This is a genomic window from Novosphingobium sp. IK01, assembly GCF_033242265.1.
Lineage (GTDB): Bacteria > Pseudomonadota > Alphaproteobacteria > Sphingomonadales > Sphingomonadaceae > Novosphingobium > Novosphingobium pituita.
In genome coordinates this window covers 623,059-647,733 of record NZ_BTFW01000001.1, presented here as the reverse complement: position 1 = coordinate 647,733, position 24,675 = coordinate 623,059, and the positions used below count along the sequence as shown (strand labels likewise).

30 protein-coding genes and 3 pseudogenes are annotated in these 24,675 nt (G+C 64.2%); 8 read left to right on the top strand and 25 right to left on the bottom strand.

Going from position 1 to position 24,675, the window contains the following annotated elements:
- Window positions 1-6 precede the first annotated feature (6 nt).
- The gene (locus SBI20_RS02965) at window positions 7-561 is read right to left on the bottom strand and encodes a phage tail protein I (protein ID WP_317973345.1); all 555 of its coding nucleotides are present in this window, start codon (window positions 559-561) and stop codon (window positions 7-9) included.
- Window positions 558-1,565 carry a baseplate assembly protein gene (locus SBI20_RS02960; RefSeq protein ID WP_317973344.1) on the bottom strand — a complete coding sequence of 336 codons (1,008 nt, stop codon included), beginning with the start codon at window positions 1,563-1,565 and terminating at the stop codon, window positions 558-560. The genes SBI20_RS02965 and SBI20_RS02960 overlap by 4 nt, the downstream gene beginning before the upstream one ends.
- Window positions 1,566-1,897: 332 nt before the next feature.
- Here SBI20_RS02960 and SBI20_RS17590 point away from each other — a divergent pair, with 332 nt between their 5' ends.
- A complete protein-coding gene (locus SBI20_RS17590) occupies window positions 1,898-2,560 on the top strand; it encodes an HPP family protein (RefSeq protein ID WP_411911482.1) in 663 nt (220 codons plus the stop codon).
- 38 nt (window positions 2,561-2,598) lie between these two features.
- Entirely contained in the window at window positions 2,599-2,733 is a 135-nt protein-coding gene (locus SBI20_RS02955; RefSeq protein ID WP_317973343.1) for a plasmid maintenance system antidote protein, read from the top strand.
- Window positions 2,734-2,758: 25 nt separating this feature from the next.
- Here the strand turns inward: SBI20_RS02955 and SBI20_RS02950 are convergent, their stop codons facing one another.
- The 11 genes from SBI20_RS02950 to SBI20_RS02900 all read right to left on the bottom strand — a co-directional run bounded on the left by SBI20_RS02950 (window position 2,759) and on the right by SBI20_RS02900 (window position 9,021).
- Entirely contained in the window at window positions 2,759-3,433 is a 675-nt protein-coding gene (locus SBI20_RS02950; protein ID WP_317973642.1) for a phage virion morphogenesis protein, read from the bottom strand.
- Window positions 3,430-3,927, bottom strand: coding sequence for a phage tail protein (locus tag SBI20_RS02945; protein ID WP_317973641.1), 498 nt, complete (start codon window positions 3,925-3,927; stop codon window positions 3,430-3,432). Before SBI20_RS02945 ends, SBI20_RS02950 begins: the two co-directional genes overlap by 4 nt.
- A complete protein-coding gene (locus SBI20_RS02940) occupies window positions 3,911-4,042 on the bottom strand; it encodes a hypothetical protein (RefSeq protein WP_317973640.1) in 132 nt (43 codons plus the stop codon). The genes SBI20_RS02945 and SBI20_RS02940 overlap by 17 nt, the downstream gene beginning before the upstream one ends.
- 10 nt (window positions 4,043-4,052) lie before the next feature.
- A complete protein-coding gene (locus SBI20_RS02935; protein WP_317973639.1) occupies window positions 4,053-4,448 on the bottom strand; it encodes a hypothetical protein in 396 nt (131 codons plus the stop codon).
- Window positions 4,448-5,008, bottom strand: a complete 561-nt coding sequence (locus SBI20_RS02930; RefSeq protein WP_317973638.1) for a lysozyme family protein — start codon at window positions 5,006-5,008, stop codon at window positions 4,448-4,450. The genes SBI20_RS02935 and SBI20_RS02930 overlap by 1 nt, the downstream gene beginning before the upstream one ends.
- Before the next feature lie 6 nt (window positions 5,009-5,014).
- The gene (locus SBI20_RS02925; RefSeq protein WP_317973337.1) at window positions 5,015-5,347 is read right to left on the bottom strand and encodes a hypothetical protein; all 333 of its coding nucleotides are present in this window, start codon (window positions 5,345-5,347) and stop codon (window positions 5,015-5,017) included.
- Window positions 5,348-5,353: 6 nt separating this feature from the next.
- Window positions 5,354-5,578 carry a tail protein X gene (locus SBI20_RS02920; protein WP_317973637.1) on the bottom strand — a complete coding sequence of 75 codons (225 nt, stop codon included), beginning with the start codon at window positions 5,576-5,578 and terminating at the stop codon, window positions 5,354-5,356.
- The gene (locus SBI20_RS02915; RefSeq protein ID WP_317973636.1) at window positions 5,578-6,063 is read right to left on the bottom strand and encodes a head completion/stabilization protein; all 486 of its coding nucleotides are present in this window, start codon (window positions 6,061-6,063) and stop codon (window positions 5,578-5,580) included. Before SBI20_RS02915 ends, SBI20_RS02920 begins: the two co-directional genes overlap by 1 nt.
- Window positions 6,064-6,181: 118 nt before the next feature.
- Window positions 6,182-6,991: a phage terminase small subunit gene (gpM, locus tag SBI20_RS02910; RefSeq protein ID WP_317973635.1), complete on the bottom strand. Its 810-nt coding sequence runs from the start codon at window positions 6,989-6,991 to the stop codon at window positions 6,182-6,184.
- A 49-nt stretch (window positions 6,992-7,040) separates the two neighbouring features.
- Entirely contained in the window at window positions 7,041-8,132 is a 1,092-nt protein-coding gene (locus SBI20_RS02905) for a phage major capsid protein, P2 family (RefSeq protein ID WP_317973634.1), read from the bottom strand.
- A 55-nt stretch (window positions 8,133-8,187) separates the two neighbouring features.
- Window positions 8,188-9,021, bottom strand: coding sequence for a GPO family capsid scaffolding protein (locus SBI20_RS02900; RefSeq protein WP_317973633.1), 834 nt, complete (start codon window positions 9,019-9,021; stop codon window positions 8,188-8,190).
- Between the two features lie 161 nt (window positions 9,022-9,182).
- On the opposite strand from SBI20_RS02900, the gene SBI20_RS02895 reads away from it, so the two are divergent.
- The gene (locus SBI20_RS02895; RefSeq protein WP_459349868.1) at window positions 9,183-11,057 is read left to right on the top strand and encodes a terminase large subunit domain-containing protein; all 1,875 of its coding nucleotides are present in this window, start codon (window positions 9,183-9,185) and stop codon (window positions 11,055-11,057) included.
- On the top strand, window positions 11,054-12,076 hold the full coding sequence (locus SBI20_RS02890; RefSeq protein ID WP_317973632.1) for a phage portal protein: 1,023 nt from the start codon (window positions 11,054-11,056) through the stop codon (window positions 12,074-12,076). The genes SBI20_RS02895 and SBI20_RS02890 overlap by 4 nt, the downstream gene beginning before the upstream one ends.
- Here the strand turns inward: SBI20_RS02890 and SBI20_RS02885 are convergent.
- The 3 genes from SBI20_RS02885 to SBI20_RS02875 all read right to left on the bottom strand — a co-directional run bounded on the left by SBI20_RS02885 (window position 12,073) and on the right by SBI20_RS02875 (window position 14,473).
- Window positions 12,073-12,360, bottom strand: coding sequence for an addiction module antidote protein (locus SBI20_RS02885; protein ID WP_317973631.1), 288 nt, complete (start codon window positions 12,358-12,360; stop codon window positions 12,073-12,075). The two genes, SBI20_RS02890 and SBI20_RS02885, sit on opposite strands and share 4 nt — an antisense overlap.
- A gap of 53 nt (window positions 12,361-12,413) precedes the next feature.
- Complete coding sequence (locus SBI20_RS02880) at window positions 12,414-12,704, bottom strand: type II toxin-antitoxin system RelE/ParE family toxin (RefSeq protein ID WP_317973630.1); 291 nt, start codon at window positions 12,702-12,704, stop codon at window positions 12,414-12,416.
- 1,002 nt (window positions 12,705-13,706) lie between these two features.
- Window positions 13,707-14,473, bottom strand: a protein-coding gene (locus SBI20_RS02875) for an IS5 family transposase (protein ID WP_317973629.1) whose coding sequence is annotated in 2 segments (ribosomal slippage) — window positions 13,707-14,161 and window positions 14,161-14,473 — 768 coding nt in all. Because the reading frame shifts where the segments join, the coding sequence is not laid out codon by codon here.
- 91 nt (window positions 14,474-14,564) lie between these two features.
- Here SBI20_RS02875 and SBI20_RS02870 point away from each other — a divergent pair.
- Window positions 14,565-14,873, top strand: a complete 309-nt coding sequence (locus tag SBI20_RS02870) for a hypothetical protein (protein WP_317973628.1) — start codon at window positions 14,565-14,567, stop codon at window positions 14,871-14,873.
- Between the two features lie 149 nt (window positions 14,874-15,022).
- Complete coding sequence (locus tag SBI20_RS02865) at window positions 15,023-16,117, top strand: IS5 family transposase (protein ID WP_317973627.1); 1,095 nt, start codon at window positions 15,023-15,025, stop codon at window positions 16,115-16,117.
- Window positions 16,118-16,126: 9 nt separating this feature from the next.
- Here the strand turns inward: SBI20_RS02865 and SBI20_RS02860 are convergent, their stop codons facing one another.
- The 7 genes from SBI20_RS02860 to tnpB form a co-directional block, all read right to left on the bottom strand.
- Complete coding sequence (locus SBI20_RS02860) at window positions 16,127-16,372, bottom strand: hypothetical protein (protein WP_317973626.1); 246 nt, start codon at window positions 16,370-16,372, stop codon at window positions 16,127-16,129.
- Window positions 16,373-16,466: 94 nt separating this feature from the next.
- The gene (locus SBI20_RS02855; protein WP_317973625.1) at window positions 16,467-16,865 is read right to left on the bottom strand and encodes a hypothetical protein; all 399 of its coding nucleotides are present in this window, start codon (window positions 16,863-16,865) and stop codon (window positions 16,467-16,469) included.
- Window positions 16,865-17,581 (bottom strand): hypothetical protein, encoded by a 717-nt coding sequence (locus SBI20_RS02850; protein ID WP_317973624.1) that lies wholly within the window; start codon window positions 17,579-17,581, stop codon window positions 16,865-16,867. The genes SBI20_RS02855 and SBI20_RS02850 overlap by 1 nt, the downstream gene beginning before the upstream one ends.
- Window positions 17,578-17,787, bottom strand: a complete 210-nt coding sequence (locus tag SBI20_RS02845) for a glycoside hydrolase family protein (RefSeq protein WP_317973623.1) — start codon at window positions 17,785-17,787, stop codon at window positions 17,578-17,580. Before SBI20_RS02845 ends, SBI20_RS02850 begins: the two co-directional genes overlap by 4 nt.
- A gap of 243 nt (window positions 17,788-18,030) precedes the next feature.
- Window positions 18,031-18,327 carry a hypothetical protein gene (locus tag SBI20_RS02840; protein WP_317973622.1) on the bottom strand — a complete coding sequence of 99 codons (297 nt, stop codon included), beginning with the start codon at window positions 18,325-18,327 and terminating at the stop codon, window positions 18,031-18,033.
- On the bottom strand, window positions 18,327-19,958 hold the full coding sequence (tnpC, locus tag SBI20_RS02835; RefSeq protein ID WP_317973621.1) for an IS66 family transposase: 1,632 nt from the start codon (window positions 19,956-19,958) through the stop codon (window positions 18,327-18,329). Before tnpC ends, SBI20_RS02840 begins: the two co-directional genes overlap by 1 nt.
- A gap of 63 nt (window positions 19,959-20,021) precedes the next feature.
- Window positions 20,022-20,384 carry an IS66 family insertion sequence element accessory protein TnpB gene (tnpB, locus tag SBI20_RS02830; protein ID WP_317973620.1) on the bottom strand — a complete coding sequence of 121 codons (363 nt, stop codon included), beginning with the start codon at window positions 20,382-20,384 and terminating at the stop codon, window positions 20,022-20,024.
- Window positions 20,385-20,494: 110 nt separating this feature from the next.
- Here tnpB and SBI20_RS02825 point away from each other — a divergent pair.
- Window positions 20,495-21,118, top strand: a pseudogene (locus tag SBI20_RS02825) (integrase core domain-containing protein); the annotation flags it as partial.
- Window positions 21,119-21,326: 208 nt separating this feature from the next.
- Window positions 21,327-21,701: pseudogene (locus SBI20_RS02820) on the top strand (integrase core domain-containing protein); the annotation flags it as partial.
- 97 nt (window positions 21,702-21,798) lie between these two features.
- On the opposite strand, the pseudogene SBI20_RS02815 reads toward SBI20_RS02820, so the two are convergent.
- Window positions 21,799-22,003: pseudogene (locus SBI20_RS02815) on the bottom strand (transposase); the annotation flags it as partial.
- Between the two features lie 199 nt (window positions 22,004-22,202).
- A complete protein-coding gene (locus tag SBI20_RS02810) occupies window positions 22,203-24,635 on the bottom strand; it encodes a TonB-dependent receptor plug domain-containing protein (RefSeq protein ID WP_317973619.1) in 2,433 nt (810 codons plus the stop codon).
- Between the last annotated feature and the right edge of the window lie 40 nt (window positions 24,636-24,675).

The following is a 24,675-nucleotide window of genomic DNA, read 5'->3' as shown; positions in this document are numbered from 1 at the left end:
CTCTGCTCAGGAAATGCCGGGCGCCGTGCAGGACAGGCGCGCGTAGATGGTGGGGCGCAGGGCGGCGGCAAGGCGGATGCCCGCCTGCGCGGTGAGGCCCTGGGTGAAGGTGAACGTGCTGCGCGCGGGCTTGGCGCGGTTCACTTCGGCGATGACCTGATCGACGAAGGCGGCCGAGGCGGGCGCGCCCGCGCTGTCGAGGTTGAGGATCAGGCTGAAGGTGTGCGGCAGGCCCCTCGGCTCGCTCTGCCACCATTCGCGGATCGCCACCGAGCCGCCGAAGCTGGCGACGACCGAGCGCACCGATTCTGCCGTGCCCTTGCGCCGCGCGATGGCGATGGCCTTGCGCACGCGTTCGCGCTTGATGTTCTCGGGCCAGTCGGTCGACCAGTTGTCGAGGCTCAGCCCCCAGGCCAGCCAGGGCAGCAGTTCGAGCGGGCAATCGTCGGGCGACCAGACAGCGCGGATCGCCACCTCGACATCGAGCAGCCGCGCGGCAACCTGTTCGAGCGCCTTTTCCAGAGCCGTGGAGCCGGGGGGCAGGATCGAACGGACGGTCACTCCCCTACCCCAGCATAGGCGACCGACATGCCCGTGCAATAGGGGGCCTGCTGGCGGGAGATCACGATGTCCTGCGCCGGCTCGCGCAGGATGACGTTCTGCACGCCCTCGACGCTCAGCGCGGCGAAGATCGCCGAGCGGGTGATGTCGCGGCCGAGGCGATGGCTGGCTTTGGTATAGGCGTCGAGACTGGCCTGCGCCGCCGCCAGCACCACGCCGCCATCCGGGCCGCTGAACGTAGTGAGCGTGGCATCGACCACATAGGGGACGATCCGGGCCGATTGGACCGTAACCCAGTCGGTCAGCGGGCGGCGCGTCTCGTCGGAGACATAGGCGGCGACGGTGTCGATCAGCGCGGCCGGGGCGGTTCCGTCGCCCGTGCGCGCGAGGACCGAGACCACGACCGATCCGGGCCAGCGCGCGGTGTCGAGCGCGCTGGTCATGGCCGCGACCAGATCGGCCGGAGCCGCATGGTCGGCCAAAACGCCCAGCACGAGGGCCTTGATATCGTCGGGCTGCGGGCCGGTGGCGCTGGCATCGAGCACGTTCGCATCGGCGGACAGCGTGTGGGAGATATAGGCCCCTTCCGGCCCGGCCACCGAATAGCCCTCGGGCGCGAGGACCATGCGGCGGCGGAAATCGGTGTCGTCCTCCATCACGGCGGGCGTGCCGGTGGCGGGGTTGGCCGGGGTGATGGTCAGGCGGGTGATGCCGAACAGGGCAGCGATATGGTCGAGGTCGGCCTTGACGGCATAGGCGGGCATGACCGCGCGCGCGGCATCGTTGATGCGCTGGCGCAGCATCTGGGCGTAATAGGCGAAGACCTGAAGGAGCTTGGTGGCCGGATCGCTGTCGCGGGTCTCGAAGGTCAGGCCGCTTTTGGCCATCTCGTCGCGCATCTGCGCGACAGCCCCGGCCAGGATCGTCTCGAAGTCGAGAGCCTCGATGATGTCAGGCGCGGGCAGGCGCGAGAGATCGACAGCGGTGAAGGTAGCATCGGCCATGCCCGCCATCTCGCCGCGACCACCGGCCCAAGGCTATGGCCCGCATTGGGATGGCGGGCTGGCCATATGCCCGAACGGCATGTCGGGAAAACGGGTAACCTGCATTTTCTGAACTTTTAAAGATGCATATTACTTGCATCATCATCTGCCGCGCAATATTCGGCATTTCAGATGCATCATTATGAGTCGGAAAGGTGCCCTCATCTGCCACGCCCTCCGTCCTCAGCCATGAAACACTCGATTGAGCGGTATCTCAAGGAAAGGATGGCGCAGGTCGTTCATCCTTTCGCCTCTCCCCAAATCTATTAACGAAATTGCTCCCGGATCCACAGATGCGTTTCTTACTCGCAAAGCTGCTGCCACATCAGACGAATGGCACTCATCCGATCCGATCATCGATTGGAGCGGGCTTGGCCATTGGGTTAAGCCTTGTCGTAGGATTATGGATTGCACACAGAACGGGCCTTTCTCCAGCCTTAATCGCACCTATCGGGGCATCAGCGGTGTTGGTATTCGCTGTGCCTGCCAGTCCTCTGGCGCAGCCCCGTGCGGTCTTGGGGGGAAATCTGGTCTCGGCGATCGTCGGGGTGCTGCTGTCAAGAACGGGGCTATCGCCATTTGCCATGGACGTTATGGCTGTTGGGCTGGCGATCATGATGATGCACTTGTTGCGTTGCCTGCATCCTCCAGGGGGGGCTGTGGCCTTATCTGTAGCGATAGGCGCGCAATCTGGGGCTTGGCCTTGGAGTTTCTTGCTATTCCCCGTCGGGGTAAACTCCTTGACGCTTTTAGTTATAGGTTGGTTATTCAACAATATGACTGGAAGCAGATACCCGCATCGTCATGAAATTTTACACAAAAACAGCACGCCCATTGCGTACGAATATGATCGTCGAGACCTCGAAGCCGCGCTTGATAAATGCGTTGATCGCCCGGACATATCTATCGAAGACCTCGACGAGATAATTCGCTCCATCCTTATTCGCCGAAAATAATTTGTATATTGAATGGTCGAGCTGAATTATCGTCCAACATGGCGATCCGCTTTGAGAAGACCTTCGGAATTTCGGCGTATACCCTGATGCGGACGCAGGCGGCCTATGAACTGGCCTGCGCCCGCGCGCATAAAGACGAGATCAGGGGGCAGCCGATCGCCAAGGCTGCGTGACGCCTGCCGGTTCCCGCCGGTGGGGTCAGGTGTCGGCCAGTTGCTCGTAGAGCAGGTCGAGCAGGTGTTCGCGGTCGGTGGGGGTTGTGCCGAGCAGTTCGCGGCGGGGATATTCGATGGCCCTGGTGCGCAGGGAGGGTTTGTCGCGCAGGCCGTTCTGGTGGATGCTGGCGATCTGCGAGACTTTGCCCGAGAAGCCCACCCAGAAGCCCTGGTCGTCGGCCTGGGCCTTGAGGTAGCGGGCGCTGGCGAGTTTGCGGAACATGGCCTTGCGGCGCAGGCTTCCCCGGCGGCGCAAACGGCCACTGGTGCGGTTGCGGTATTCGGGCGGGACCGGGAGCCATTGGACCACTTTGGCGAACTCGAAGGTGCGGATGCCACCGGCCTCGATGTCGAAGCCGGTCATCGAGCGGCCCGTACCCCATGTGAAGCTTTTCATGATCACCCGGCGCGGCGGGCCGCTGCCGCCGGCGGGGTAGAGGAAGCAGGCGGCGCCCCTGCCCGTTACCGGCTGCGCCTTTTGCTTGCGCGGCGCGAAGGCGCTGCCGTCGGGCTGGTGCTGGGCGGCGATGCGCTGGCGCTGGCTGGCGGCAAGGTCGCGCGCCATCTTGCGCAGGAGCTTGCGGCGCTGGCCCGCAGACAAGTTGCGCAGCAGGGCACCGGCCAGACGCTCGATTTCGGCCAGATCGTCGCCGGTCATGCTTCTGGCGACCCGAGACTGGGCGACTGCACGAGCTTGTCGGCATTGCCGAAGCCTTGCAGGAACGTGGCCGTGCCCTGGGTGAACATCGGCGGAAACGTCGGCTCGGGCGGGTGCTCGATGTCGAAGCCCGATCCGTCCGCGCGGGGGAGGACGAGGACCGGTTCGGTCAGCTCAATCGACAGCTGGAGGTCGTAAGTGTCGCTGTCGAGCAGTTCGGCCTCGAACTGGAAGGGCGTGTTGTCTGCGGTCTGGAGCAGCTGGGGCTGCTCTTTCTCGATCCATGCGAGCGTCGCCACCATGACCGTGTCGGGATCGCCCGCAAAGTCGGTGATGAGCGCCTTGACCGTGTAGGCATAGGCGAAGGACAGCGTGGCCGACCGCCGCGCGCTGATCCGGCCGCCTTCGAGATAGACCTGAAGGCGGTCGGCCTGCTTGCGCAAGTCGGGCAGAAAGGCGGTGAGCCAGCGGCGCAGGCTATCGGCTTTGCGCATGGGCGGGATCCTGTGTCAGGCGCAGTTCGGCTTGCAGTTCAACGAGGGTCGCGCGGATCTGGCCGGCGATGTCGTAGAGCGCGGTGAGGCTGGCGAGCGCCTCGCGTCCGGTCATCTGCCCGCTGCTATCGCGCCGGGGCTGCGGAAGGCTGGGCGGCGGGGCCAGCAGGGTCGGGTTCACGCTGGCCGTTGGCCGTGGCGGCGGCGCGGTCGAGCAGGCGCACGCCATCAGCGTCAATGCAGGCAGCGCCATAGACCGGGCGATCGATGATCTTTTCGCTTTCATGATAGATGTCCCTGACGGTGGTCTGGCGGGCATATTCGCGGGCCTGATGGGCCTGCGCCGAAGTGTCGATGTGGCCCTGTGCCTGCTGGCGCAGGGTTTCGCGGGCATCGTCGCGCGCCTTTTGCGCGGCCTGTTCCTGCGCGGTGCCGACGTGGACGCCATAGGCATAGCCGCCGATCCCGGTGAGGCAGGCGGCCAGCGCGCTGGCAAGCGCGAGAGAAGGCAAGCCCGCCATCAGGCCCAGCCCCCCTCGCCCAGCGCCGCGGCAATCGCATCGGCATGGGTGGCGATATCCTCGGCCCGGTCGGTGCCGTTGATGATCCTGCGGGCCTTCACGAACTGGGCGTGGGTGCCCGTGCCGGTGATGCAGTCGGCCAAGGCGAGCCCGGTGAAGGCCCCCTGCTCCATGCCCTTGACCAGAATGGCGACGGCCAGATCGGGCTTCAGCGCGAGGTCGAAGTTCCTGAGCAGCGCGCCCTTCAGGCCAAGCGTGCGGTCGGCCCATTCGTAATTGCGGTCCCACGTCAGCTGGACGAGGCCCCGGCCATATTGCGCCTGACCATAGCGGCCCGGCTGCGCATAGGCCCTGCCCCGACCCCGGCCCCATTCGGCCTGCGGGGTGAAGCGCGCCTCGTGCCAGGCGGTGGCCAGCGCATAGGCCAGCCACCCCACCGGCCAGAGCGCGGCGGCGGTGAGCAGGGCGTTGACGATCCCGACCTGCCCCTGATCGAGCGAGCCGGTCAGGCGGCGCAGGCGCGCGAAGAAGCGCGCGGGATCGGCCAGAGTATGGGCCATGACCGGTCAGTCCTTCTTCGGGAGAAAGCGGTCGGCAAGGCGACCGGGCAGGCTGGCGAGCGCATCGGTCGCGGCCCTGAGGACGCGCGGGGTGGCATCGAAGGCCAGCAGCGCGATGCCAAAGGCAATCGACTGCGCGACAAAGCCGCTCCAGTGGGTGACCGCGACGATGGCGAGCGTGGCGTAGTAGCTGACGACCGAGCCCACCGCCCACTGCACGAAGCGTTGCCGCCACGAGAGGTGCGGCTTCCACGCCTGGGCAGCGGCCGAGCCGATCAGCGAGGGCGAGATCGACCCGATCAGGTCGGCGCTCGCGTCAACAAAAGTGCGAAAGTCCATGGGGGATCAGCTCCAGAGTTGGACAAGGGGAAGGACGGGCGTGCCGGTCGCTTCGGGCGCTGCCGGCACGAGGACGCGGGTGCCGAGCGGCAGGATCACGCCCAGATCGGCAAGGCCGGGATTGGCATCGAGCACGCGGGTCAGATCGCGCGGCCCCAGCCCGCTCTCGCGCCAGAGCAGCTGGTCGAGCTTGTCCCCCTGCCGGGCGGTGAGGGTTTGCGCGGCGGCCATCAGATCAGGTCGACCACGGTGCGCGTGCGCCCAGTCAGGTCGCGCACGGCGTGCTGGGCATCGCGGCGCAGCTCGTCGATGGCCGGGGCGAGATCCTCGGCCTGATGGGTGCCCGCCGAGGTCAGGTCGTAATCGCGGTGGCGCTCGATCAGCTCGGCCTTGGCATAGAGCGCAACCGCGCGCGTGTAGCGCAGGATCTGGACGCTCTGCCCGTCGAGCTGCGGCGCGGGCACGGCGGCCAGCGTGGCATGGCCCGCCGCGATCTGCGCGGCGGCATAGGCGCGCAAGTCCAGCTCGACGGTCATGATCGCGCCCAGGATCGCGGCGCGCAGGCGCGGCCATGTGATGCTGGTGGGGATGCGCGCGGCTTCGCGCAGATGGGCCGGGTCGATATCGGGGAAGAAGCCGTCATTGGTCACCGGGCTTTCCGGCTCGGCAGGCTGCGCGAGGTCGGATGGGGTCGGCAAGGACAGGAACGTCGACAAGGGGCTTCTCCTTTTCGGCCCGCCGGCCAACAGGGGTGAGGATCGGGACCGATGCGGCCCTGCGGCCCAAGGCCTCCCGCATCGCGCGATCCGCCCCTGAGCGCCGGGGGCGAGCGGGTCAGGCGGTCGAGGGACCGCCGGTGTTCGGTTCGGCAGCTTCGACGGCGGCCAGCAGCTTCTCGGCGCGTTTGACGCGGTCCTTCACGCCGATGCGGTCATGCAGGCGCTGGGCCTCGCGCAGATGGACGAGCGCGCTGCGCAGGACGATGGCGCTGTCCTCGGCCGGCATGTCTTCGGCGGTGCGCAACTGCTCGATGCCGATGGCCTTGAGCAGCTTGGCGCGGACCTGATCGTGGATGTCGAGGCCGGATGTCAGGGCGTCGGCGGTGTCGAGCACGGCCTGGTCGAACCGCTCGCCCGCGTTTTGCGCTCTGGCGGCGGCATCGGCGATTTCCTCGACGACGATCGTGGCCACGTCGCGCTCATAGCGGCGGGGCATCTCGACCCGGTGGCGCAGCAGGAAGGGCACGAGGTCGAGCGCCTCGCCATAGGCGCCGACATCGATCAGCCAGACCATGCAGGTGGGCACGACATCGGCGGCGGTGCCGCTGCCCACGCCCGCGTCGGCGGCGACCACGCCTTCGACCCAGGCCCTGTACTCGGGCAGCATGGTGCGCTTGGCCTCGATCTTGCGGTCGATCGAGCGGATTTCTTTCAGGCGGCGCAAGTCGTGGGTGAGGCGCAGCGCGATCTGCGCGGCGGCGCGCTGCGCCGGGGTGGCGCGAACAGAGGCCGGGCGAATGGAGGCCCCTGCTGCCGGGGCGGGATGGCTGGTGGCAGCAGGGGCCCCCCCGCACGAAAGGACAGGCGCTGCGGTGATGGTCTGGGCAGCGAGCGTGCGATCCCGTTTGCGACGAGCAAGGCTCATGGGGGAACGTATCCTTCGGCGGGGGAAGTCAGGAGGTGGGGCGCTCGGATCAGGCGCCGGGCTTCTTGCCCATCACCACGTTCTCGACGAGGGCGGTGCGGCCATAGTCCTCGACCACGTAGTCCTCGTTGACCGATTCATAGTTCTCGATCTGGTCGAGCGCGGGCTCGTCGCGGATCTGGCGGCGGCGGGTTTCTTCCTGCCAGTAGACCGAGAGGTTATCGAGGCTGGTGATCAGCAGCGAGGTCTCGGGGAAGAAGGGCACGATGACCGCGCGCTTGCCCGCCAGCTGCTTGGGCAGCGTGAGGATGCGGTGCGCGGCCTCGCGCTCGGTCGCGGTGTCGCCGGCGGCCTGAAGCAGGTTCAGGTACTTGTCCTTGACCAGCTTCCACCCGACGATGACCACAAGGTCGGTATCGCTGCGGTGCCAGGGATCGAGCAGGTCGAGCACGTCGAAGGCCAGCGCGTCGAGGTTGGCATAGTCGGCCTGCGCGGTCGCGACATTGGTGGCATCGCTATCGACCACCTCGACCCCGGCGGCAACATAGACCGCGCTGGTTCCTTGCGCGCTGATCTCGCCATCGGACAGGACGCGCTCCGGGGCATGGGTGCGGATCTTGTGCAGCCAGCCCTCGTTGACATCCTGAAGCAGCGGATTGGCGACGCGGTCGGTCTGCGCGGCGACCGAGGTGCCGTTGAAGCCGATCATGATCCGGTCGCGGCCCTGCTGCTTGAGGATCACGTCGCGCAGCAGCGTCTGGAATTCCGGCTTGTGTCGCCACGCGTCGAGCTTGGCATAGCCGATGGCGTGGTCGAAATTGGTCTGGCGGCAGAAATAGCCGCCATCGTCGGTGGTGTCGGTCGGGTCGGCGGGCGTGCGGCGGTTGCCCGCAGCGGTGTTGGTGCGCCCGGCCAGCGGGCGGGTGACGGTCACCCCCACTTTGGCGCCCTGCTGCTGGGGCACGCCCACGACGTTGATCTGCTGGAGGAAGTCGCTCGATTCCTGAATTTTTTCTTCCAGCGTCTGCTCGACCACCGGGGCCACGCTGAACTTGGCCACCGTGTCTTCGGGATCGATCCCGTTCAGGAGGGCGATCTGGCTGACATAGGACTTGAACTGCTGGCGGGTTTCTTTGCGCATGGGCGGAAGGCTCCAGAAAGGACGCGGATCGGGGGGAAGCGGAAGGGCGCGGGGCTCAGCAGTCGGTGACGATCGCGTGGTTGCCGCCGGTGGCCGGGGAACGCCGGAAGGTCTGCGGGCTTTCTTCGGTGGCCAGCTTCGTCTCGATCACATCGAGGCGCGCGCCCAGCGCGGTGATCGCCTCGTTGCCCGGCTTCAGGGCCAGGGCGACCTGCTCGCCCATGAGCGAGGCGAAGCGCGCGATGTCGAGGGTGTTGTCGTTGGCGGGCGCGGGGATGGACGCGGGGGCCGGTTCCACGGGCTGCGGCACCCCGTCGCCGCTCTTGTCCGCCTTGAACAGCGCGGTGAAGGCCGCCAGAAAGCCCGACTTCGTGGCCTCGGCCAGCGCCGGGCCATCGAGCGCGGCGTCAAGCTCCACCACGGTCTCGCAGGCCGACGAGAACAGGTTGCCCCGCGATCTGACCGCGAACTTGAGCGGCTCGGTGCCCAGCGAGGCGGGCGTGTCGGTGATCGCCAGACCCACGAGATAGGCCTTGCCCTCGCCCGCGAAATTGGGATGCAGCTCGCAACTGGTGAACAGCTTCTGCCCGGCCTTGTTCAGCTCGACCAGCTGGTCGTTGGCCTCGATCTCGGCGACAAGGCTCAGCAGCTTCTTCTTCGCGCCGTTGACGGTCAGCTCGATCTCTTCGGTGCGCAGCGAGCGCACCGTGCCATAGCAGTTGAACGGGCGGTCCGGGCTGTAGCCGGCAATGTGTTCGCAGTTGATGCGCGCGGTGTAGGTGTCGGGCTCGTAGCCGTCGGCGGCCTCGACGAGCATCTGGCGCTCGATCACGCGGCCATCGACAGTGGGGCCTTCGACGGCAACGCGGAAAAACTTGCTCTTGGCCATGATCGGTCCGGTTCCCTTGGGGCTGCGGGGGAGTGAAGCGGGGGTGTCGCAGGCCAAAAGGGACGCTCGGCCCGCTCTTCTCAAGGGGGCGCACTTGGCTGGCCCCCCGGCCAAATGCGCGGGCGTGATCGGCGGCAAAAACGCGGGCCATGGTGCCGATCATGCCGGTCCCCACGCAGCGCCCCACGCCCCCGATGCCCCATCCCGATGCCGTGAGCGCGGCGTGGAAGTTCGATCCCCGCCGCCATGCCCGCAGCCTCTACTGGCGCGGATGGGGCGTGACCCAGATTGCAGACGAGTTCGCCCTGCACGCCGTGACCGGCGACAAGGGCACGCCGATCCCGCGCCCGACAATTGAATCGTGGCGCCAGCGCGACAAGTGGGACGAGGCCCCCTCGATCCGTAAAATCGAGGACGGGCTGGAGATCCGCCTGCTTACCCTGATCGCCAAGGAGAAGAAGACCCCGGCCGATCTGGTTGAGATGGACGCCCTCGCCCGCCAGATCGAGAGCCTCGCGCGCGTGCGGCGCTTCGAACAGCCCGGCGGCCACAGCGGCGATCTCAACGACAAGGTCGGCAATCGCAACGCCGGGCCCCGCAAGAAGGCGAAGAAAAACCACTTCACCGCGGACCAGGCCGCCGAGCTGAAGCGGATCTTCCTCGACGGATGCTTCGATTATCAGGTGCGCTGGTGGGAAGAGAAGGATCGGCGCACCCGCATGATCCTGAAGTCGCGCCAGATCGGCGCGACCTATTTCTTCGCCTTCGAAGCGCTGATGGACGCGATCGAGACCGGGCGGAACCAGATTTTCCTGTCCGCCTCCAAGGCGCAGGCCCACCAGTTCCGGTCCTACATCGTGGGCTTTGCCAAGCTGGTCGGCGTGGCGCTGGCCGGCGATCCGATGCTGATCACCTCGGACTTGCGCCCACCGGAGGAAGCCGGGGCCGAACTGCATTTTCTGGGCACCAACTTCCGCACCGCGCAGGGCCGCAGCGGCAACTTCTACTTCGACGAGTTCTTCTGGGTCCACTCGTTCGAGGAGCTGAACAAGGTCGCCTCGGGCATGGCCACGCACAAGAAGTGGCGCAAAACCTACTTCTCGACCCCATCCACCATCGCGCATCCCGCCTACCCGTACTGGACGGGCGAGCGGCGCAACCGGCGGCGCAAGAAGGAAGACCGGGTCGAAATCGATGTCAGCCACGAGGCGCTTGCCGCTGGCAGCCTCGGGCCGGATCGGGTGTGGCGGAACATCGTCAACATCCGCGATGCGGATCTCGCGGGCTGCGACCTGTTCGATATCGAGGAGCTTGAGGACGAGTACCCGGCCGACGAGTTTGCGAACCTCTACATGTGCGAGTTCGTCGACGACAGCCTGTCCGCGTTCAAGTTCAACGACCTGATCGCCTGCGGCTGCGACAGCCTGATCGAGTGGGAGGACTTCACCCCCGAAGCTGCGCGGCCCTATGGCGCCCGCGCAGTCTGGGCCGGATATGACCCGCAGGAGAGCGAGACCGGCGACAACGCCGCACTGGTGATCGCCGCGCCCCCGCTGCGCGAGGGTGCGCCCTTCCGCATCCTTGAACGCCACCAGCTGCGCGGGCTCGACTTCGAACAGCAGGCCGAGTTCATCAGGGCGGTCCTCGCCCGCTATACCTGCACCTATCTGGGCATCGACGCCAAGGGCGTGGGCTCGGGCGTCTACCAGCTGCTTGCCAAGCCCGGCGCGATGCCCGGCTGCGCGGTGGCCAGGATCGAATATTCGCTCGAACTCAAGGCCCAGATGATCATGAAGGCCCAGAACGTGGTGCGCCGCGCGCGCCTCGCCTTCGACAGCAGCTTCCTCGACATCGTCTCGGCCTTCGTCTCGATCAAGAAGACCCTGACCACCAGCGGCCGCAACGTGACCTTCAAGGCCGGGCGCGGCGGCAACGACGGCCATGCCGACCTCGCCTGGGCAACCATGCACATCCTCATGAACGAACCGCTCGACGGCAAGGAAAAGCCCAGGGGCACGATGGAGATTATCGAATGAGCAAGCGAAAACGGGCACGCCGCACCGATCTGGCCGTCGCCAACGAGACCCGCGCGGGCGTCTCGGCCTTCACCTTCGGCGATCCCGAGCCGGTGAACAGCCGCGCCACGATGCTCGACATGCTCGAATGCTGGCACAACCAGCGCTGGTACGAACCGCCGATCTCGCTCGAAGGGCTCTCGCGCTCGTTCCGCGCCTCGCCCCACCATTCGAGCGCGATCATCCTCAAGCGCAACATGCTGGCGTCCAGCCTTGATCCCACACCCCAGCTCTCGCGCCGGGCCTTTGCCGGGATGGTGCAGGACTACCTCGTCCTCGGGAACGCCTATGTGCAGGAAGTGCGCAATCGCCTCGGCCAGTTGCTGCGCCTCGACCATGCGCTGGCCAAGTTCACCCGGCGCGGGCTGGAGCCGGGCCAGTTCTGGTGGGTGCCCGGCTTCCGCAACGAGGTGGCCTTCGAGCCCGGCACCGTCCACCAGATCATGGCCCCCGACATCAATCAGGAAATCTATGGCCTGCCCGAGTATCTCTCGGCGCTGCAATCGGCCCTGCTCAACGAGAACGCCACCCTGTTCCGCCGCCGCTATTTCGAGAACGGCAGCCACGCGGGCTATATCCTCTATGCAACCGGGGCCTTCGCCGATGGCGACGTGGACGCCATGCGCGAGGCGCTCAAGCGCTCGAAGGGACCGGGCAACTTCCGCAACCTCTTCGTCCATGCCCCCGATGGCAAGGAAAGCGGCATCAGGATCCTGCCGATCGCCGAGGTGGGCGCCAAGGACGAGTTCCTCGGGATCAAGAACACCACCCGCGACGACGTGCTCGCCGCCCACCGCGTCCCGCCCCAGCTGCTGGGCATCGTGCCCGCCAACGCAGGCGGATTTGGCGACGTGACCAAGGCCACCGACGCCTTCTTCGAACTGGAGATCGCCCCGCTCCAGTCCGTGTTCCTCGAACTGAACGAAGCCCTGGGCAGGAACGTCGTCCGCTTCCGCGAGCGGGTGAAGGCGGCCGCTTAGGCCGCCGCTTCAATCCGCATCTTGAGGCCGAGCGCCGGCAGCACCTTCAGCATGGTTTCCAGCGTCGGATTTCCGTCTGGGCCAAGCGAACGGTAGAGTTGCTGGCGCTTGATCCCGGTTTCCTTCGCCAGTTCCGTCATCCCATGCGCGCGGGCGACAATGCCAATCGCCTTGGCAATGACGTGTACGTCGCAGGTTTCCAGAGCATCCGCGAGCAGTTCGGCCTGGTCTTCCGGTTCGGTGAGATACTCGGCAGCGTCGAAAGGCGTGAGTTCGATAGTCATATCCATTCCCTTCTCGGGCTATGCAGAGATGGTCACATTTCCATGATGGCGGTTCAGGGTATCTGAGCCGCCATTTCCTTTGCCTTCGCGATGTCCCGCTGCTGGCTGGACTTGTCCCCGCCGATCAGCAGGATGATCAACTGCGTGCCCCGGCGCGTGAAATAGAGGCGATAGCCGGGGCCGAAGTCGATCCGGGCTTCTGACACTCCATCGCCAACCGACTTCACGTCACCCATGAGGCCAAGTTCGAAGCGAGCAATGCGGCCCGCGATCTTCGACTGGGCTTTCACATCGCGAAGCGCGTTGAACCAGTCTTTGAAAGCGGGCGTCTGCTGCGTTTCCATGCGTCATTTATATGTGACTATGGGTAATTCTGTCAACATAAAAGAGACATTCCCGTCGCGGGGAACAGGTGCTCGAAATCGCACAACTTTATTGCGCGCCTTGCCAGTCCACCGCCCGCCACCGACCGGCCCTCTCGCTTGACGGAACCCCAGCAAATCCGCAGGCCCGCCGCCCCCGGCCGGGCCCTCGGCGCTGCCACCCCTCAAAACGCGCTTTTCCCCCCGCCTCGCCCGCGCGCTTTTCGTGTCGGTTTTGATGCATCCACCAACCCTGCGAAAAATGGCGGGCTTCCTTGGCCGCGCGGGCGTGATATAGAGCGAGGCGCTGATGCATTTTGATGCACCCGGAACGCCCGTTTCGCGAACGCCCGACGCGCAAAATCGCAAACAATCCGCTCAAAGTTGCCCAGGGGATAGGCGGAAGCATGTAACTTCTGCCGGGCTGAGCCGTCAAATCCACGCTATTTATATGAAATTGCACGCTATTTTGGCGTAGTCGCACGGACGTAATCCGACGCAACCCCAGCGCCCGAAAAATGTAATCCGCCCGGAAATCCTAGGGTTCTCTCTCTGAAAAAATTACACTTCTCTGATATAATCTCATCATCTCGATGTTACGTGAGCGGTTACGTCAAAAACGGCGGATTTCCGCCGATGTTACGCAGGTTACATTTTTTCCGGTACGACCCACATGAGATAGAAGGTCGCGCAGTAAAAGTGCATGGGGCGGTGCGTGGCTCACATACGCCTTCGATTTCTACGATGATAGCAGGTTAAGGCCGCCGGTTCGCTGCACGGGATCAGCTAGCTGGCAGGCATCGCGTATTGCCGTTCGGCCCTGGTCAGGGTGCGTGTGCCCTTCAACCCATAGAGCACACCGATTCCAGGGTAAAGCAGCATCTTAACACGCCTGAAGAACGCAGTCCGAGCGGGTACGAACCATCCTGTTCTCAGCAAGGGTATCAGGTTGACCCTGATACCTTCCGCTGGGGGCACCCCCTTTTAGGCCGTAGACTCATAAACACGGAGCCAGAGGCGCATGGAAGCCAGTTGCACCATGGCAAGGAAGTTTTCGGCTAACTTGTCATAGCGGGTCGCGACGCGGCGGAAGTGCTTCAGCTTCGAGAAGAACCGCTCGATCAGGTTCCGCTCGCGATAGAGCCATGTACTGAAGTAGGGTTTCGACCGCCGGTTGGTCTTGGGAGGGATATTGGCGAACGCGCCTCTGTCGCGGAGGGATGCGCGGATGCGGTCGGCATCGTAGGCTTTGTCCGCCAGCACGATTGTTCCGGCACCAACATGATCAAGTAGTTCGTCAGCGGGCTGTCCGTCATGGCTTTGTCCGACGGTTAGGCTCAGCCGGATCGGGAGGCCTTGCCCATCGACAACCGCGTGGATTTTGGTCGTGAGCCCGCCTCGGGAACGACCGAGACAATGATCTCGATCCCCCTTTTTGCCGTCGCGGCCTGTTGGTGGACGCGAACGGAAGTGCTGTCGATCATCTGGATGTCGCCATCGTGGGCAGCGGTGATGGCGTCCATCATCCGATCCCACACCCCAGCTGTTCGCCAGCGAGCGAAGCGGTTGTAGCAGGTGGTGCGCGGGCCGTAACGCTCAGGCAGATCACGCCATGGCGCACCAGAGCGCAGCACCCAAAAGATGCCGTTTAGAACACGGCGATCATCGACGCGCGGCACACCTCGCGGCTTATTGGGCAAGAGCGGCTCAATCACGCGCCACTCGAAGTCGGTCAGGTCGTATCGGCTCATGATGAGCTTGAATCAGAAATCAGAGCGATACGAAAGGGCAACTTGCGGTGGGTAGTTGCAGTCCGACACCTTCCACTACAGGATAAGCGGCATGTTCTATTACTATCTGATCTCGCCGGGTGAGCGGCCAAAATCCATCTCTGTCGCACGCCACCTCTGGGGTAACGACTCCGACTTCGATTCAGATGGAAATGATGATGAAGCGCCGGTTGGTGGCTGGACGGAACTGACCGTTGCTCTCCGCCCAGAATGTGAGAACCGCGTCGATGTCGATCCTATCGACGACAACGAGCCGCTTGTGCTCGCAATTCGTTCAGAATCGGCTGATCTCGCAAAGAAAGCGGCTCTGTTTCTCCAGTTGCATTCTGGCGGAGAGCTCAGCGAACAAGCGCCTCGCTAAAGCGGTTTCGTCCCATCAATTTTATGGGTTCACGGCCTAGCATCACAGATTTATGGGTTCACGGCCTAACAGGCTGCGGAAAAAGGCCCTTGCGCGCAGGCACTATTGCTGATTCCAGGATCGCGTAGCGTGATGTTGAAGGGACGGTGATGCGGGGCGGGGACGAACGGAGCGAGGGGCTGTTTTCTTACGTGAGTTGCGAAGCCCGGGTACCGCCCAATCATCCGCTGCGCGCGATCCGGGCCATTGTCGATGAGGCGCTGGATGTGCTGTCGGCAGATTTCGACGGCCTGTATTCCCGCATCGGCAGGCCCTCGATCCCGCCTGAGAAGCTCCTGCGCGCCTTGCTTTTGCAAGCCTTTTATTCGGTCCGCTCGGAGCGCCAGTTGATGGAGCAGATGGATTACAACCTGCTGTTCCGCTGGTTCGTCGGCCTGGCGATGGATGCGCCGATCTGGGATGTCACGGTCTTCACCAAGAACCGCGAGAGGCTGCTGGCCGGCGACATTGCGGCCAGATTTCTGTCAGCGATCATTCGGCATCCGCGCGTGCAGGCGCTTATTTCTGATGATCATTTCTCCGTGGACGGCACGTTGATCGAGGCCTGGGCCAGCGTGAAAAGCTTCCGCCCCAAAGAGGAAGGCGGCCCCGGGAATGACGGTGGCGATGGGCCGAGCGGCCGCAATGCCGAACGCGATTTTCGCGGCGAGAAGCGCAGCAATGCCACCCATGCCTCGACGACCGATCCCGATGCCCGGCTGTTCAAGAAGGCGCGCGGCCAAGCGGCCAAGCTGTGCCACATGGCCCACGTCCTCATGGAAAACCGCAATGGCCTGGTGGTCGATACAGAACTCACCCATGCCACCGGCACCGCAGAGCGCGAGGCCGCGTTGACCATGCTCGAGCGCATGGAGGGGCGCCACCGGATCACGCTGGGGGCGGACAAGAACTATGACACGGCCGCCTTCGTCGCGGCCTTGCGCGAAATGGATGTCACCCCGCATGTCGCGCAGAACAACACCAACCGGCGCTCGGCTATCGATCGGCGCACGACGCGCCATCCCGGCTACGGCCTCTCGCAGAAAATCCGCAAGCGGATCGAGGAGGTGTTCGGATGGGCAAAGACCTGCGGCACCATGCGCAAGACACGCCATCGCGGACGGCAACGCGTCGGGTGGTCCTTCACGCTGACCGCCGCCGCCTACAACCTCGTCAGACTGCCAAAGCTGCTGGCAGCGGCCTAGCCCTGCGCCTCACAGCGCCCAGAACGGCCAAACCCGGCCCGCCTTGGGAAGGGTGCCTGCCAGAATGACTGTCGGCATGGTCTGGAAGCGGTGAAAACGGGACCAATGGCGAGCTTTGACATGCCTTTTTCCGCAGCCTGCTAAATCAAGGTAGCGTTCGACCGTTGTCTCAGTCATCACCGACCAGCATTTCACTCGACTGTCAAAAAGCTTGCTGACTCTTGATGGTGATGCATCTTCAACTTCGGGAACCATTTTACACCTTTCAGCCCAGATCGTTGCCCCTCGAATCAGCCTTTCTTATCCATGTCGAGCGTCGTGATCCATTCATATTGAATGGTCAGTCCCATTATTTCGCTAACCCGCCGCGCTTTGCCAGGGCTCGATACTCGCCCATTGTGGGGTGGACGTGATCCGACCCCGTGTGCCTGATCCATACCAGGGCGTCGCCATGTCGGGCTGCCTCGGCCTCAACGGCTATGGCGGCCCGTGGATTGCAGGCCGGGACGACCCAGACGACCTGCCTTGCCTTCACCTGCTTTCTGATCGCTGCGATCTGGCTGGCGGTGTCGCCCCGGCCATCATTGCTGCCTAGGCTGATCAGCACGCGGTCTGCGGACAGGGTGATCTTCGAATAATGCCTATGCCACCGGGCCGATGACCACCCCTTGTGGGCCATGGAGGTGCAGGCGGGCGCGTAGTGGTGGATGCCGGCACCGATGCTGTCTCCGGCGGTGATGCACGACATCAGTGGCCCCCTTCCCCGTTGTCGGTGGGGCCTGCCACGGCGATGCCCTGGGCTATCCACTCCTGCCCGACTTGATACAGTTGGGCGCGGAGAGCGGCTTCGGTGTTGAGCTTTTCCCAATCGGAGCGGGCAACGGAAACCATGAGGGCAGATCCGGCCTGGCCGTCATCGCCTTGGGCAGCCGGATCGGTTCCGGGCACAGCGGCTCTGCCGCCTGGACCTTGAGCGGCGCCGGGGTGCAGGCTGCCGTCATCATGACGAGGATCGCCAGAAACAGCACAAGTGCCGGGCGCTCCAGAATGATCATGAGCGAGTAGAACAGGAACAGCATGCACAGCCGCAGCACGTTCAACGATTGCATGATAATCGGCAGAACCGGCATCGGAAGTCCTCGCAATTTCGGCTGATCTGGCCGCAGGTTCGTGATTTGCGTCAGCCTGGGCTTGGCCAGCCTGGGCTTGGGCCTTTTCCACCTGCGCCAATGCGGATTCGGCGGTGGCGGCCCGCTGGCGCAGGCCGGTGAGGTTGACGACGTGCAGCGAGATCGGGCCGACCTTGACGCCAAGATGAAGCCCCTCGATCCGCACGGTCTGCGCGCCCAGGGCCAGCACGGCGGCAACCAGGGCCATTCGGCAGGCATCCGCGGTCAGCCATGCGAGGATCTGCCCGGCCCGCTTTTTGAGCGCGGCCAGCGCCTCAAAGAACAGCGCGCTCATGCGGCGGCATCCTTCAGGCACAGGGCCTTTTCGCGGCTGCGCCGATTCACGAGCCCGGCGACCACCCGGCCACCGGCCTTGTTGAACCAGGTCAGCGAGGTGCAGCTGGCCGCGATCTGGCCCGCGTTGATCTGGCGGCGCATGGTCGACCGGCAGTATGTCGGCCAGCCCACGTTGTAGGCCAGACTGACTGCCGCCCCCCGCACGTTATGGCGGCTCGTGGATTGCAGGCCGGGACGACCCAGACGACCTGCCTTGCCTTCACCTGCTTTCTGATCGCTGCGATCTGGCTGGCGGTGTCGCCATGGCCATCATTGCTGCCCAGGCTGATCAGCACGCGGTCTGCGGACAGGGTGATCTTCGCATAATGCCTATGCCACCGGGCCGATGACCACCCCTTGTGGGCCATGGAGGTGCAGGTGGGCGCGTAGTGGGTAAGCGCCCGATTGCTACCGCGGGATATGAGCCTTGACGCTTTCGAGGGCCTGTGGATCATCGATGACGGAGTGGAGGAAGTCATCCCATTCATGGGGTGAGCGGCGGAGGTCAGCGATGAGGTCACGCAGTTCGCTGATGCCATTGTCGGTGATTGCGATGCGGTGGTCATCGGGTCCGGCGCTGACGGTGATGATCGCCCCGTAGGAGAGGTTATCGTCGTTGCTGACGATGGCGTCGACGAGATCGGGATGCTCGCCGAGGATTTCCGCGACATAATCGAGCATAAAGACATGACTGACGGCTGCCATCAGGCGGCCTCGGCCATTGGAGCGAGTGGCGTCCAGTTCCAAGGGAGCAACTCGTCGATCCGGCTGATCTTGTGATCGTTGATACGCCCGATCACATCGGTGAGGTAAGCCTGCGGATCGAGGCCGTTCATCTTGGCGGTTTCGATGATGGTCATGGCGCGGGCGAGGGTTTCAGCGCCGGTGTCCGATCCCGCGAACAGCCAATTTTTTCTCCCGATTCCAATAGGTTTGAGCGCCCGTTCGGCGGGGTTGTTGTCGATGGCAACACGGCCATCCTCGAGGAACAGGCAGAACGCCGGCCATCGCGCGAGCGCATAGCGGAAGGCATTGGCAAGGTCGCCCTTGGCGGGGAGCCTGGTGAGTTGTGCCTGGGCCCATGCATGGAAGGCCTCGACTCTGGGCTTGCTCTGGGCCTGACGCGCGGCGAGACGGTCGGCGGCGCTCTTGCCGCTGATCCGGGCCTCGATGTCGTAGAGCGCGCCGATGTGATCGAGGGCCTCGCGGGCGATCGGCGACTTGGCGCCGATCCACAGATCATGGAAATCGCGGCGCAGATGCGCCCAACACGCTGCCTCGCGGAACGGTGCGGTGCCATCGGGGCCTGGCGCGTAGAGCTTGGCATAGCCCTTGTAGGCATCGGCCTGAAGAATGCCGCGGGCATCGCGCAAATGCGCGAGCACGTGTTCCTGCTTCCAGTCTGCGGCGAACTTGTAGGCGATGCCTGGCGGAGCCAGCCCGGCCCACGGCCGCTGGTCGAGGACATAGGCCCAGATGCGCCCCTTGCGCACGCCTTTGCCGAGTTGCCCGCCAACCCCGGCGGTGCGCAGGCTGCGATTGAGCACCCGTATCGGCGTATCATCCGCATGCAGCAGGTCGTGCGCCAGCACGTGACCCTCGATCCGCTCGATCAACGGCAGAAGCAGCTTCATGGTGCGCCCGCACCAGTCGGCCATCGTGCTGTCGGGGATGTCCGCGCCCATGCGGGCGAATATCTCGTTCAACCGGTACAGCGGCAGGTGATCGTCGAACTTGGAGACCAGAATAGTCGCCAGCAACGAGGCGGTCGCCATGCTGCCGGGGATCGGCCGGCTCGGTGCCGGCGCCTGCACCATCCGCTCGCAGGCGCGACAGGACTTCTTGATCCGCGCGATCTCGATGAGCTTCAGCCGGGCGGCGATCAGGTCCAGCATCTCGCTGACGTCCTCGCCGACCACGCGCAGGGTGCCGCCGCAATCGGGGCAGGCCGCACCGGGATCGAGTTCACGCCGCTCGCGCGGGGTCTCGGCCGAGACGCGGGGCCGGCGGCGCGGCGCGCGCTCTGGCGCAGCGGCGGGCTGGGCCGGTTCTGGCGCGTCGTCGTCATCGCTTGCCGGGGCCGGACTGGCCTCGGCCCTGGCGATCAGCAGGCCTTCAAGCGCGAGTTCGAGTTGTTCGATCTCGCGCTCGACTTTCTCGGACCTCTTGCCGAACGCCTGCCGCTTGAGTTTGGCGATCCGCAATTGCAGGTCGGCGATGTGTTGTTCGAAGACGCGTACGGTGGCCGACAGAGCGCTGTTCTGCGCCTGCAAAGCGGCCACCATCGCCTTGAGCGCGATCGGATCATCGGGCAGTGATGCGGTGATCGATGGCATGCCCACGGGATAGCAGAATCGTCGTCAATTCGACAGAAAAACACCCAAAATCAGCCTGATAAATCACCCGACGCGGGCCGGTGGCGCTCCCCATGAGGGCCGCCGCCAGTCAATCCCTTCCCACAGCATGGCCAGTTGCGCGCAGGTCAGCCGCGCCACCGCATCGCCGCTGCTGGGCCAGGGAAACCGGCCCTTCTGCAGGATCTTGTAATAGAGGCAAAAACCCTGCCCATCCCAGTACAACAACTTGATCCGGTCACCCTTGCGGCCGCGGAACGCAAAGACCGCGCCGCTGGCGGGGTTCTGGCGCAGGTGCTCCTGCGCCAGAATGGCAAGGCCGGTGATGCTTTTGCGCATATCGGTCGTACCGCACGCCAGATAGACCCGCGCGCCGGTGCCAGGCCCGATCACGCCGCCGCCGTTCAACACTCAAAACCTCGAGCACCGCCACGCCGGCCTCCATCGCTCATGACGTACATAACGACGTCAATAACGACATGGCTTATCCAATCGAGGCGGTAGCAATCGGGCGCTTACTGTCAGTGCGGCGGCGGCGTGGCCGCAAACGGGCGCGGGGCAGCCGCACGCCGATGCCCGTGCCGCTGGCACCGGGGGCACGCTGGTCGATGGACTTTGTGTCCGACACCTTCGGCGCATCACGCAAGTTCATGATTTTGGCCATCAATGATGACTGCTTCCGCGAGAACCTGTGCCTGATCGCGGATACCAGCATCTCTGGTGCCCGGGTGGCGCGTGAACTCGACACGCTGGTGCGGCTCTATGGCAAACCGGCCTGCATTGTCAGCGACAATGGCACCGAATTCACCAGTCGGGCCATCCTCGAATGGGCCGGCAAGAATGGGATCGAGTGGCATTACATCGACCCGGGCAAGCCTCAGCAGAACGGGTTCATCGAGAGCTTCAACGGCTCGCTGCGCGATGAATTCCTCAACGAGGAACTGTTCGACAGCCTGGCCGATGCCCGCCGGAAGCTGGCCATCTGGCGCTACGATTACAACCACGTCCGGCCACACTCATCTTTGGGAAATCGAACGCCTGCACAAGCGCGTCGAGCGTTCGAGCAGGACGAAGCCATCACGCACGACGCGCTTGTGCAGGCGCAGGGGGCATCGTATTTAACTGCTGGACTCTCGTTATGATCGAGGGACTGACGGGGGGCAGGTCAGCAGCATTAACGCCCTAAGGGCGACGCGGTTCGGGCAGAATTAAGGGGCAGCCAGCCATAGCCACCTGGACACCTCCATTTACCGCTCGCCATAGTTCAGACGGCCCGCGATTGCCTCGTTATCGAGCTGGGTAACTGACAAACACCGCGATTGGTGCGCCGCCAAATAGCGTGAACGTTTACAGCCAAGGCTGCTGTCTGATAATGGCCCCAGCTACATCGCGGGCGAACTGGCCGAATATATCGAGGCCAACAAGATGAGCCACGTGCGCGGCGCCCCGTGTCATCCTCAGACCCAGGGCAAGATCGAGCGCTGGCACCAGACCCTGAAGAACCGCATCCTACTGGAAAACTACTTCCTGCCCGGCGACCTCGAGGCACAGATCAAGGCCTTCGTCGAGCACTACAATCACCAGCGATACCACGAGAGCCTGAACAACGTGACGTCCGCCGATGCCTACTTCGGCAGGGCCCCCGCCATCATCAAACAGCGTGAAAGGATCAAACGACAGACCATCGAGCATCGGCGCTTGCAACACCGCAAGCTCGCCGCCTAACATCAAACCCCAGACGAGGCCCGCACTCCGCTAATTTACGCCGTGAGTTGTGCCGAATGTTCTGACGACGGACAATCTCTCGTGGCGGTCGAGCTCAGCCATCGCAAAATATGCAGACGCCCTGCGGAGGATTCCGTTCGCCCGGCGGAGTTCCTTCACTTCACATTCAAGAGCCCTGATCCGGACCTTCTCATCGGCGCCCAGCGAAGACATCGCCTCCCACTCCGAACCGTAATCGGCGCAACCATACGCACCGCACGATCGCGGATCTCAGGTGAAAACTTGTTCCGGGTTCTGCTCATAACGAAAGCTCCTTCTCATCAATCGGAGCCTCCGGAAACCCGGGACGCTTCAATGGGCAACAATCGCCTCCATTTCCATGCTAAGGGACGGAGCGGCAAGATATTGCTATATTTAGTAAAATTTTAAGTCAGGCTCTCGGAGAAGGGCGGCCGGCGGGCAGGGTTGGTGCGCTGCCTGCCGGTCGCAGGGGGTGGGTACTTAGAAGTCGAACGAGAGGCGGCCGTAGTAATATCCGCCATACGCACCGAACGGCGAGTTGCTGCCGTAAGGTGAGCTGCCGATGGTGTTAGGCACAGTGTTCTTGTCCGGGTAGGTGTTGAACAGATTGTAGGCGCCGAACGACAGCTTCATCGCCGGGATGACCTGGTATCCGACTTCAAGGTCGGTGATCCACTTCGCGCCGTAGCTCTGGTCCGCCGTCGGTTGACCGTTGACCAGGTTGGCGAGGGCCGTCCAGCTGCCGTAGCGGGTTTCCTTGGCATTGATCGAGTACGGGCCCTTCGACCAGTTGAGGCCGAGGATGATCTTGTCTCGCGGCGTGAAGACCGTGAAGTAGCCCTGCGTCTGGCGGTCGAACAAGGTCAGGCCAAGGTTGGCCAGCTGTGCAGGATTGTCGGCGACGTGGGTGATCGTCGTTTTGTTATAGTTGTAGGCTGCGCTGGCTCGCACCTGCCCGAAATGGCCCAGTGAGAAGGTGTAGTTTGCCACCGCGTCGATGCCGCGGGTGCGGGTGTCGATGGCATTGGCGAAAAAGCGCACGTACTGGTTGCCCGAGAACCCGTTGTTCCTCAGGATCTGGCGCACCCCTGCGCTGGACAGAAGACCGGTCAGGGTGATGCGGTCGTCGATATTGATCTGGTAGGCATCGACGGTCAGCGTGAAGCGCGCCAGCGGCGTCATGGTCACGCCGAAGCTGTAGTTGCGCGACCGTTCCGGCTTGAGTGGCTGCGCGCCCAGCGCCTGCGCAATCGGCGAGCCGGTTTGCAGGATCTTGGACTCGATCAGCTGGTACGAGCCGTTGACGAGCGAGACCTGGGTGGCGGTCTGCGCGTAGGCTTGCTGCGAGAGTGACGGCGACCGGAAGCCATTCGAGAAAGCCCCCCGGAAGTTCAGCCAGTCGGTCGCCTTCCACAGCCCCGAGACCTTGCCGCTCCACACGTTGCCCGAGCTGTCGTCGTAAGTCTCGAAGCGGCCCGCGCCGGTAATCAGCAGCCGGTCGGTGAGATCGAGCGCCAGGTCAATATAGGCCGCGCCGACCATGCGCTTGGCGTTCGCCGCGTCCGCCGGAGTGATGACCGTCGCGCCCTGCGCGCCGATCGCGCCCGGCTGGCCCGCGAGCGGCGAGCCCGCCGGGTACACATAGCCGCCATTGGCCCACGATGCCGTATCGAGCGACTTGGTGACATAGCTTTCGTACCGGAATTCCGCCCCTGCCGAGACCTGCAGGTGGCGACCACCGAGAACTTCCAGGCCCTTGGACATGTCGAAGTTGGTGGTCCACTGGTCGAATGCGGCGCTGAAGGTGTCAAATCTGGTGGGGCTTGACGGGCCGAGCGAGGCGTTGAGCGTGTTGTCTGCCCCCGAACGCACGTAGTCGCGACCGTAAGTGGTGCTGAAATCGAGGTTCCAGCCACCGACCTTCTGCTTCATCCCGGCGGTCGCCTGCCAGTCGGTTTCCTTCATCGTGTAGTACGGCGTGAAGCCGTCCGGATAGATCTGGACGATGTCGCTGGTCGTGCTGGGATAGCGGCCCGCCTGCCCCACGCGCGCTTCGCGATAGCCGAAGGTGGCATTGGTGTAGATCGTCAGGGAACCCACATCGACATAACTGTTCTGGGCGAGGCTGACCGACTTCAGGTCCGGCAGGCCGCCCTGGTAGCGGCGGCGATCGCCGGTCGCCTCGCGCGGATCGTCGGCGCCGTTGATGCGGGGATAGATGCGGCCGGTGTAGTCAGAGTTGCGCACCGTTGGCTTCTGCAGCTTGCCTTCGGCGGAGATGACGATCGAGCCATTCCCGCCAAGATGGAAGCCCTTGGACAGCTGCGCAGAGACGGTCTCGCCGTCACTGCCATTGACGCTGTCGCTGTAGCGCCGGCCGGCCTCGATCGCCCCGCTGCCCGCATTGGGGTTGTCCTTGAGGATCACATTGATGACCCCGGCGATGGCATCGGTGCCATATTGTGCCGCAGCGCCGTCGCGAAGGACTTCGATGCGTGCGATCGCGCTGGCGGGGATCTGGTCGAGGTCGACCGGGTTGCCGCCCATCGAGGTCGATCCCGAGTTCAGGTCGATCAGGGCCGAGTTGTGGCGGCGCTTGCCGTTGACCAGAACCAGGACGTGCACGCCCGAAAGACCACGCAGACCAGCCGGGCGCGTGACCGAGTTCCACGACGAGGAACCAACCTGCTGCGACTGGAACGAAGGCACGAGCTGAGACAGCACGTCGCGCAGCTGCATTGAGCCACCGAGCTGGGCGATCTGCTCGCCGCTGATGACGTCGATCGGCGTAGGGCTCGTGGCCACGGTACGCGCCTGCCCGCGCGAGCCTGTGACGACGATGTCCTGACCGCCCTGCGTGCCGGGATCGTCTGCTGCCTGTGCAAAGGCGGTGCCACCAAGAGCAGCGCTCATCGCAAGGATGGACGAAGAAACAAGTATTCTACGCATTAAA

What these genes read in the sequence shown, in the direction of transcription:
- SBI20_RS02935 (WP_317973639.1), bottom strand. Translation starts at nt 4,448, where the DNA reads ATGGCGGGCTTGCCTTCTCTCGCGCTTGCCAGCGCGCTGGCCGCCTGC.
- SBI20_RS02960 (WP_317973344.1), bottom strand. Translation starts at nt 1,565, where the DNA reads ATGGCCGATGCTACCTTCACCGCTGTCGATCTCTCGCGCCTGCCCGCG.
- SBI20_RS02885 (WP_317973631.1), bottom strand. Translation starts at nt 12,360, where the DNA reads ATGACTATCGAACTCACGCCTTTCGACGCTGCCGAGTATCTCACCGAA.
- tnpC (WP_317973621.1), bottom strand. Translation starts at nt 19,958, where the DNA reads ATGCCATCGATCACCGCATCACTGCCCGATGATCCGATCGCGCTCAAG.
- SBI20_RS17590 (WP_411911482.1), top strand. Translation starts at nt 1,898, where the DNA reads ATGCGTTTCTTACTCGCAAAGCTGCTGCCACATCAGACGAATGGCACT.
- SBI20_RS02955 (WP_317973343.1), top strand. Translation starts at nt 2,599, where the DNA reads ATGGCGATCCGCTTTGAGAAGACCTTCGGAATTTCGGCGTATACCCTG.
- SBI20_RS02945 (WP_317973641.1), bottom strand. Translation starts at nt 3,927, where the DNA reads ATGCGCAAAGCCGATAGCCTGCGCCGCTGGCTCACCGCCTTTCTGCCC.
- SBI20_RS02850 (WP_317973624.1), bottom strand. Translation starts at nt 17,581, where the DNA reads ATGAGCGCGCTGTTCTTTGAGGCGCTGGCCGCGCTCAAAAAGCGGGCC.
- SBI20_RS02855 (WP_317973625.1), bottom strand. Translation starts at nt 16,865, where the DNA reads ATGTCGTGCATCACCGCCGGAGACAGCATCGGTGCCGGCATCCACCAC.
- SBI20_RS02905 (WP_317973634.1), bottom strand. Translation starts at nt 8,132, where the DNA reads ATGCGCAAAGAAACCCGCCAGCAGTTCAAGTCCTATGTCAGCCAGATC.
- SBI20_RS02860 (WP_317973626.1), bottom strand. Translation starts at nt 16,372, where the DNA reads ATGGTTCCCGAAGTTGAAGATGCATCACCATCAAGAGTCAGCAAGCTT.
- SBI20_RS02840 (WP_317973622.1), bottom strand. Translation starts at nt 18,327, where the DNA reads ATGGCAGCCGTCAGTCATGTCTTTATGCTCGATTATGTCGCGGAAATC.
- SBI20_RS02925 (WP_317973337.1), bottom strand. Translation starts at nt 5,347, where the DNA reads ATGGACTTTCGCACTTTTGTTGACGCGAGCGCCGACCTGATCGGGTCG.
- SBI20_RS02930 (WP_317973638.1), bottom strand. Translation starts at nt 5,008, where the DNA reads ATGGCCCATACTCTGGCCGATCCCGCGCGCTTCTTCGCGCGCCTGCGC.
- SBI20_RS02890 (WP_317973632.1), top strand. Translation starts at nt 11,054, where the DNA reads ATGAGCAAGCGAAAACGGGCACGCCGCACCGATCTGGCCGTCGCCAAC.
- SBI20_RS02865 (WP_317973627.1), top strand. Translation starts at nt 15,023, where the DNA reads ATGCGGGGCGGGGACGAACGGAGCGAGGGGCTGTTTTCTTACGTGAGT.
- SBI20_RS02920 (WP_317973637.1), bottom strand. Translation starts at nt 5,578, where the DNA reads ATGGCCGCCGCGCAAACCCTCACCGCCCGGCAGGGGGACAAGCTCGAC.
- SBI20_RS02880 (WP_317973630.1), bottom strand. Translation starts at nt 12,704, where the DNA reads ATGGAAACGCAGCAGACGCCCGCTTTCAAAGACTGGTTCAACGCGCTT.
- SBI20_RS02900 (WP_317973633.1), bottom strand. Translation starts at nt 9,021, where the DNA reads ATGGCCAAGAGCAAGTTTTTCCGCGTTGCCGTCGAAGGCCCCACTGTC.
- SBI20_RS02810 (WP_317973619.1), bottom strand. Translation starts at nt 24,635, where the DNA reads ATGAGCGCTGCTCTTGGTGGCACCGCCTTTGCACAGGCAGCAGACGAT.
- SBI20_RS02950 (WP_317973642.1), bottom strand. Translation starts at nt 3,433, where the DNA reads ATGACCGGCGACGATCTGGCCGAAATCGAGCGTCTGGCCGGTGCCCTG.
- SBI20_RS02870 (WP_317973628.1), top strand. Translation starts at nt 14,565, where the DNA reads ATGTTCTATTACTATCTGATCTCGCCGGGTGAGCGGCCAAAATCCATC.
- SBI20_RS02895 (WP_459349868.1), top strand. Translation starts at nt 9,183, where the DNA reads ATGCCGGTCCCCACGCAGCGCCCCACGCCCCCGATGCCCCATCCCGAT.
- SBI20_RS02940 (WP_317973640.1), bottom strand. Translation starts at nt 4,042, where the DNA reads ATGACCGGACGCGAGGCGCTCGCCAGCCTCACCGCGCTCTACGACATC.
- gpM (WP_317973635.1), bottom strand. Translation starts at nt 6,991, where the DNA reads ATGAGCCTTGCTCGTCGCAAACGGGATCGCACGCTCGCTGCCCAGACC.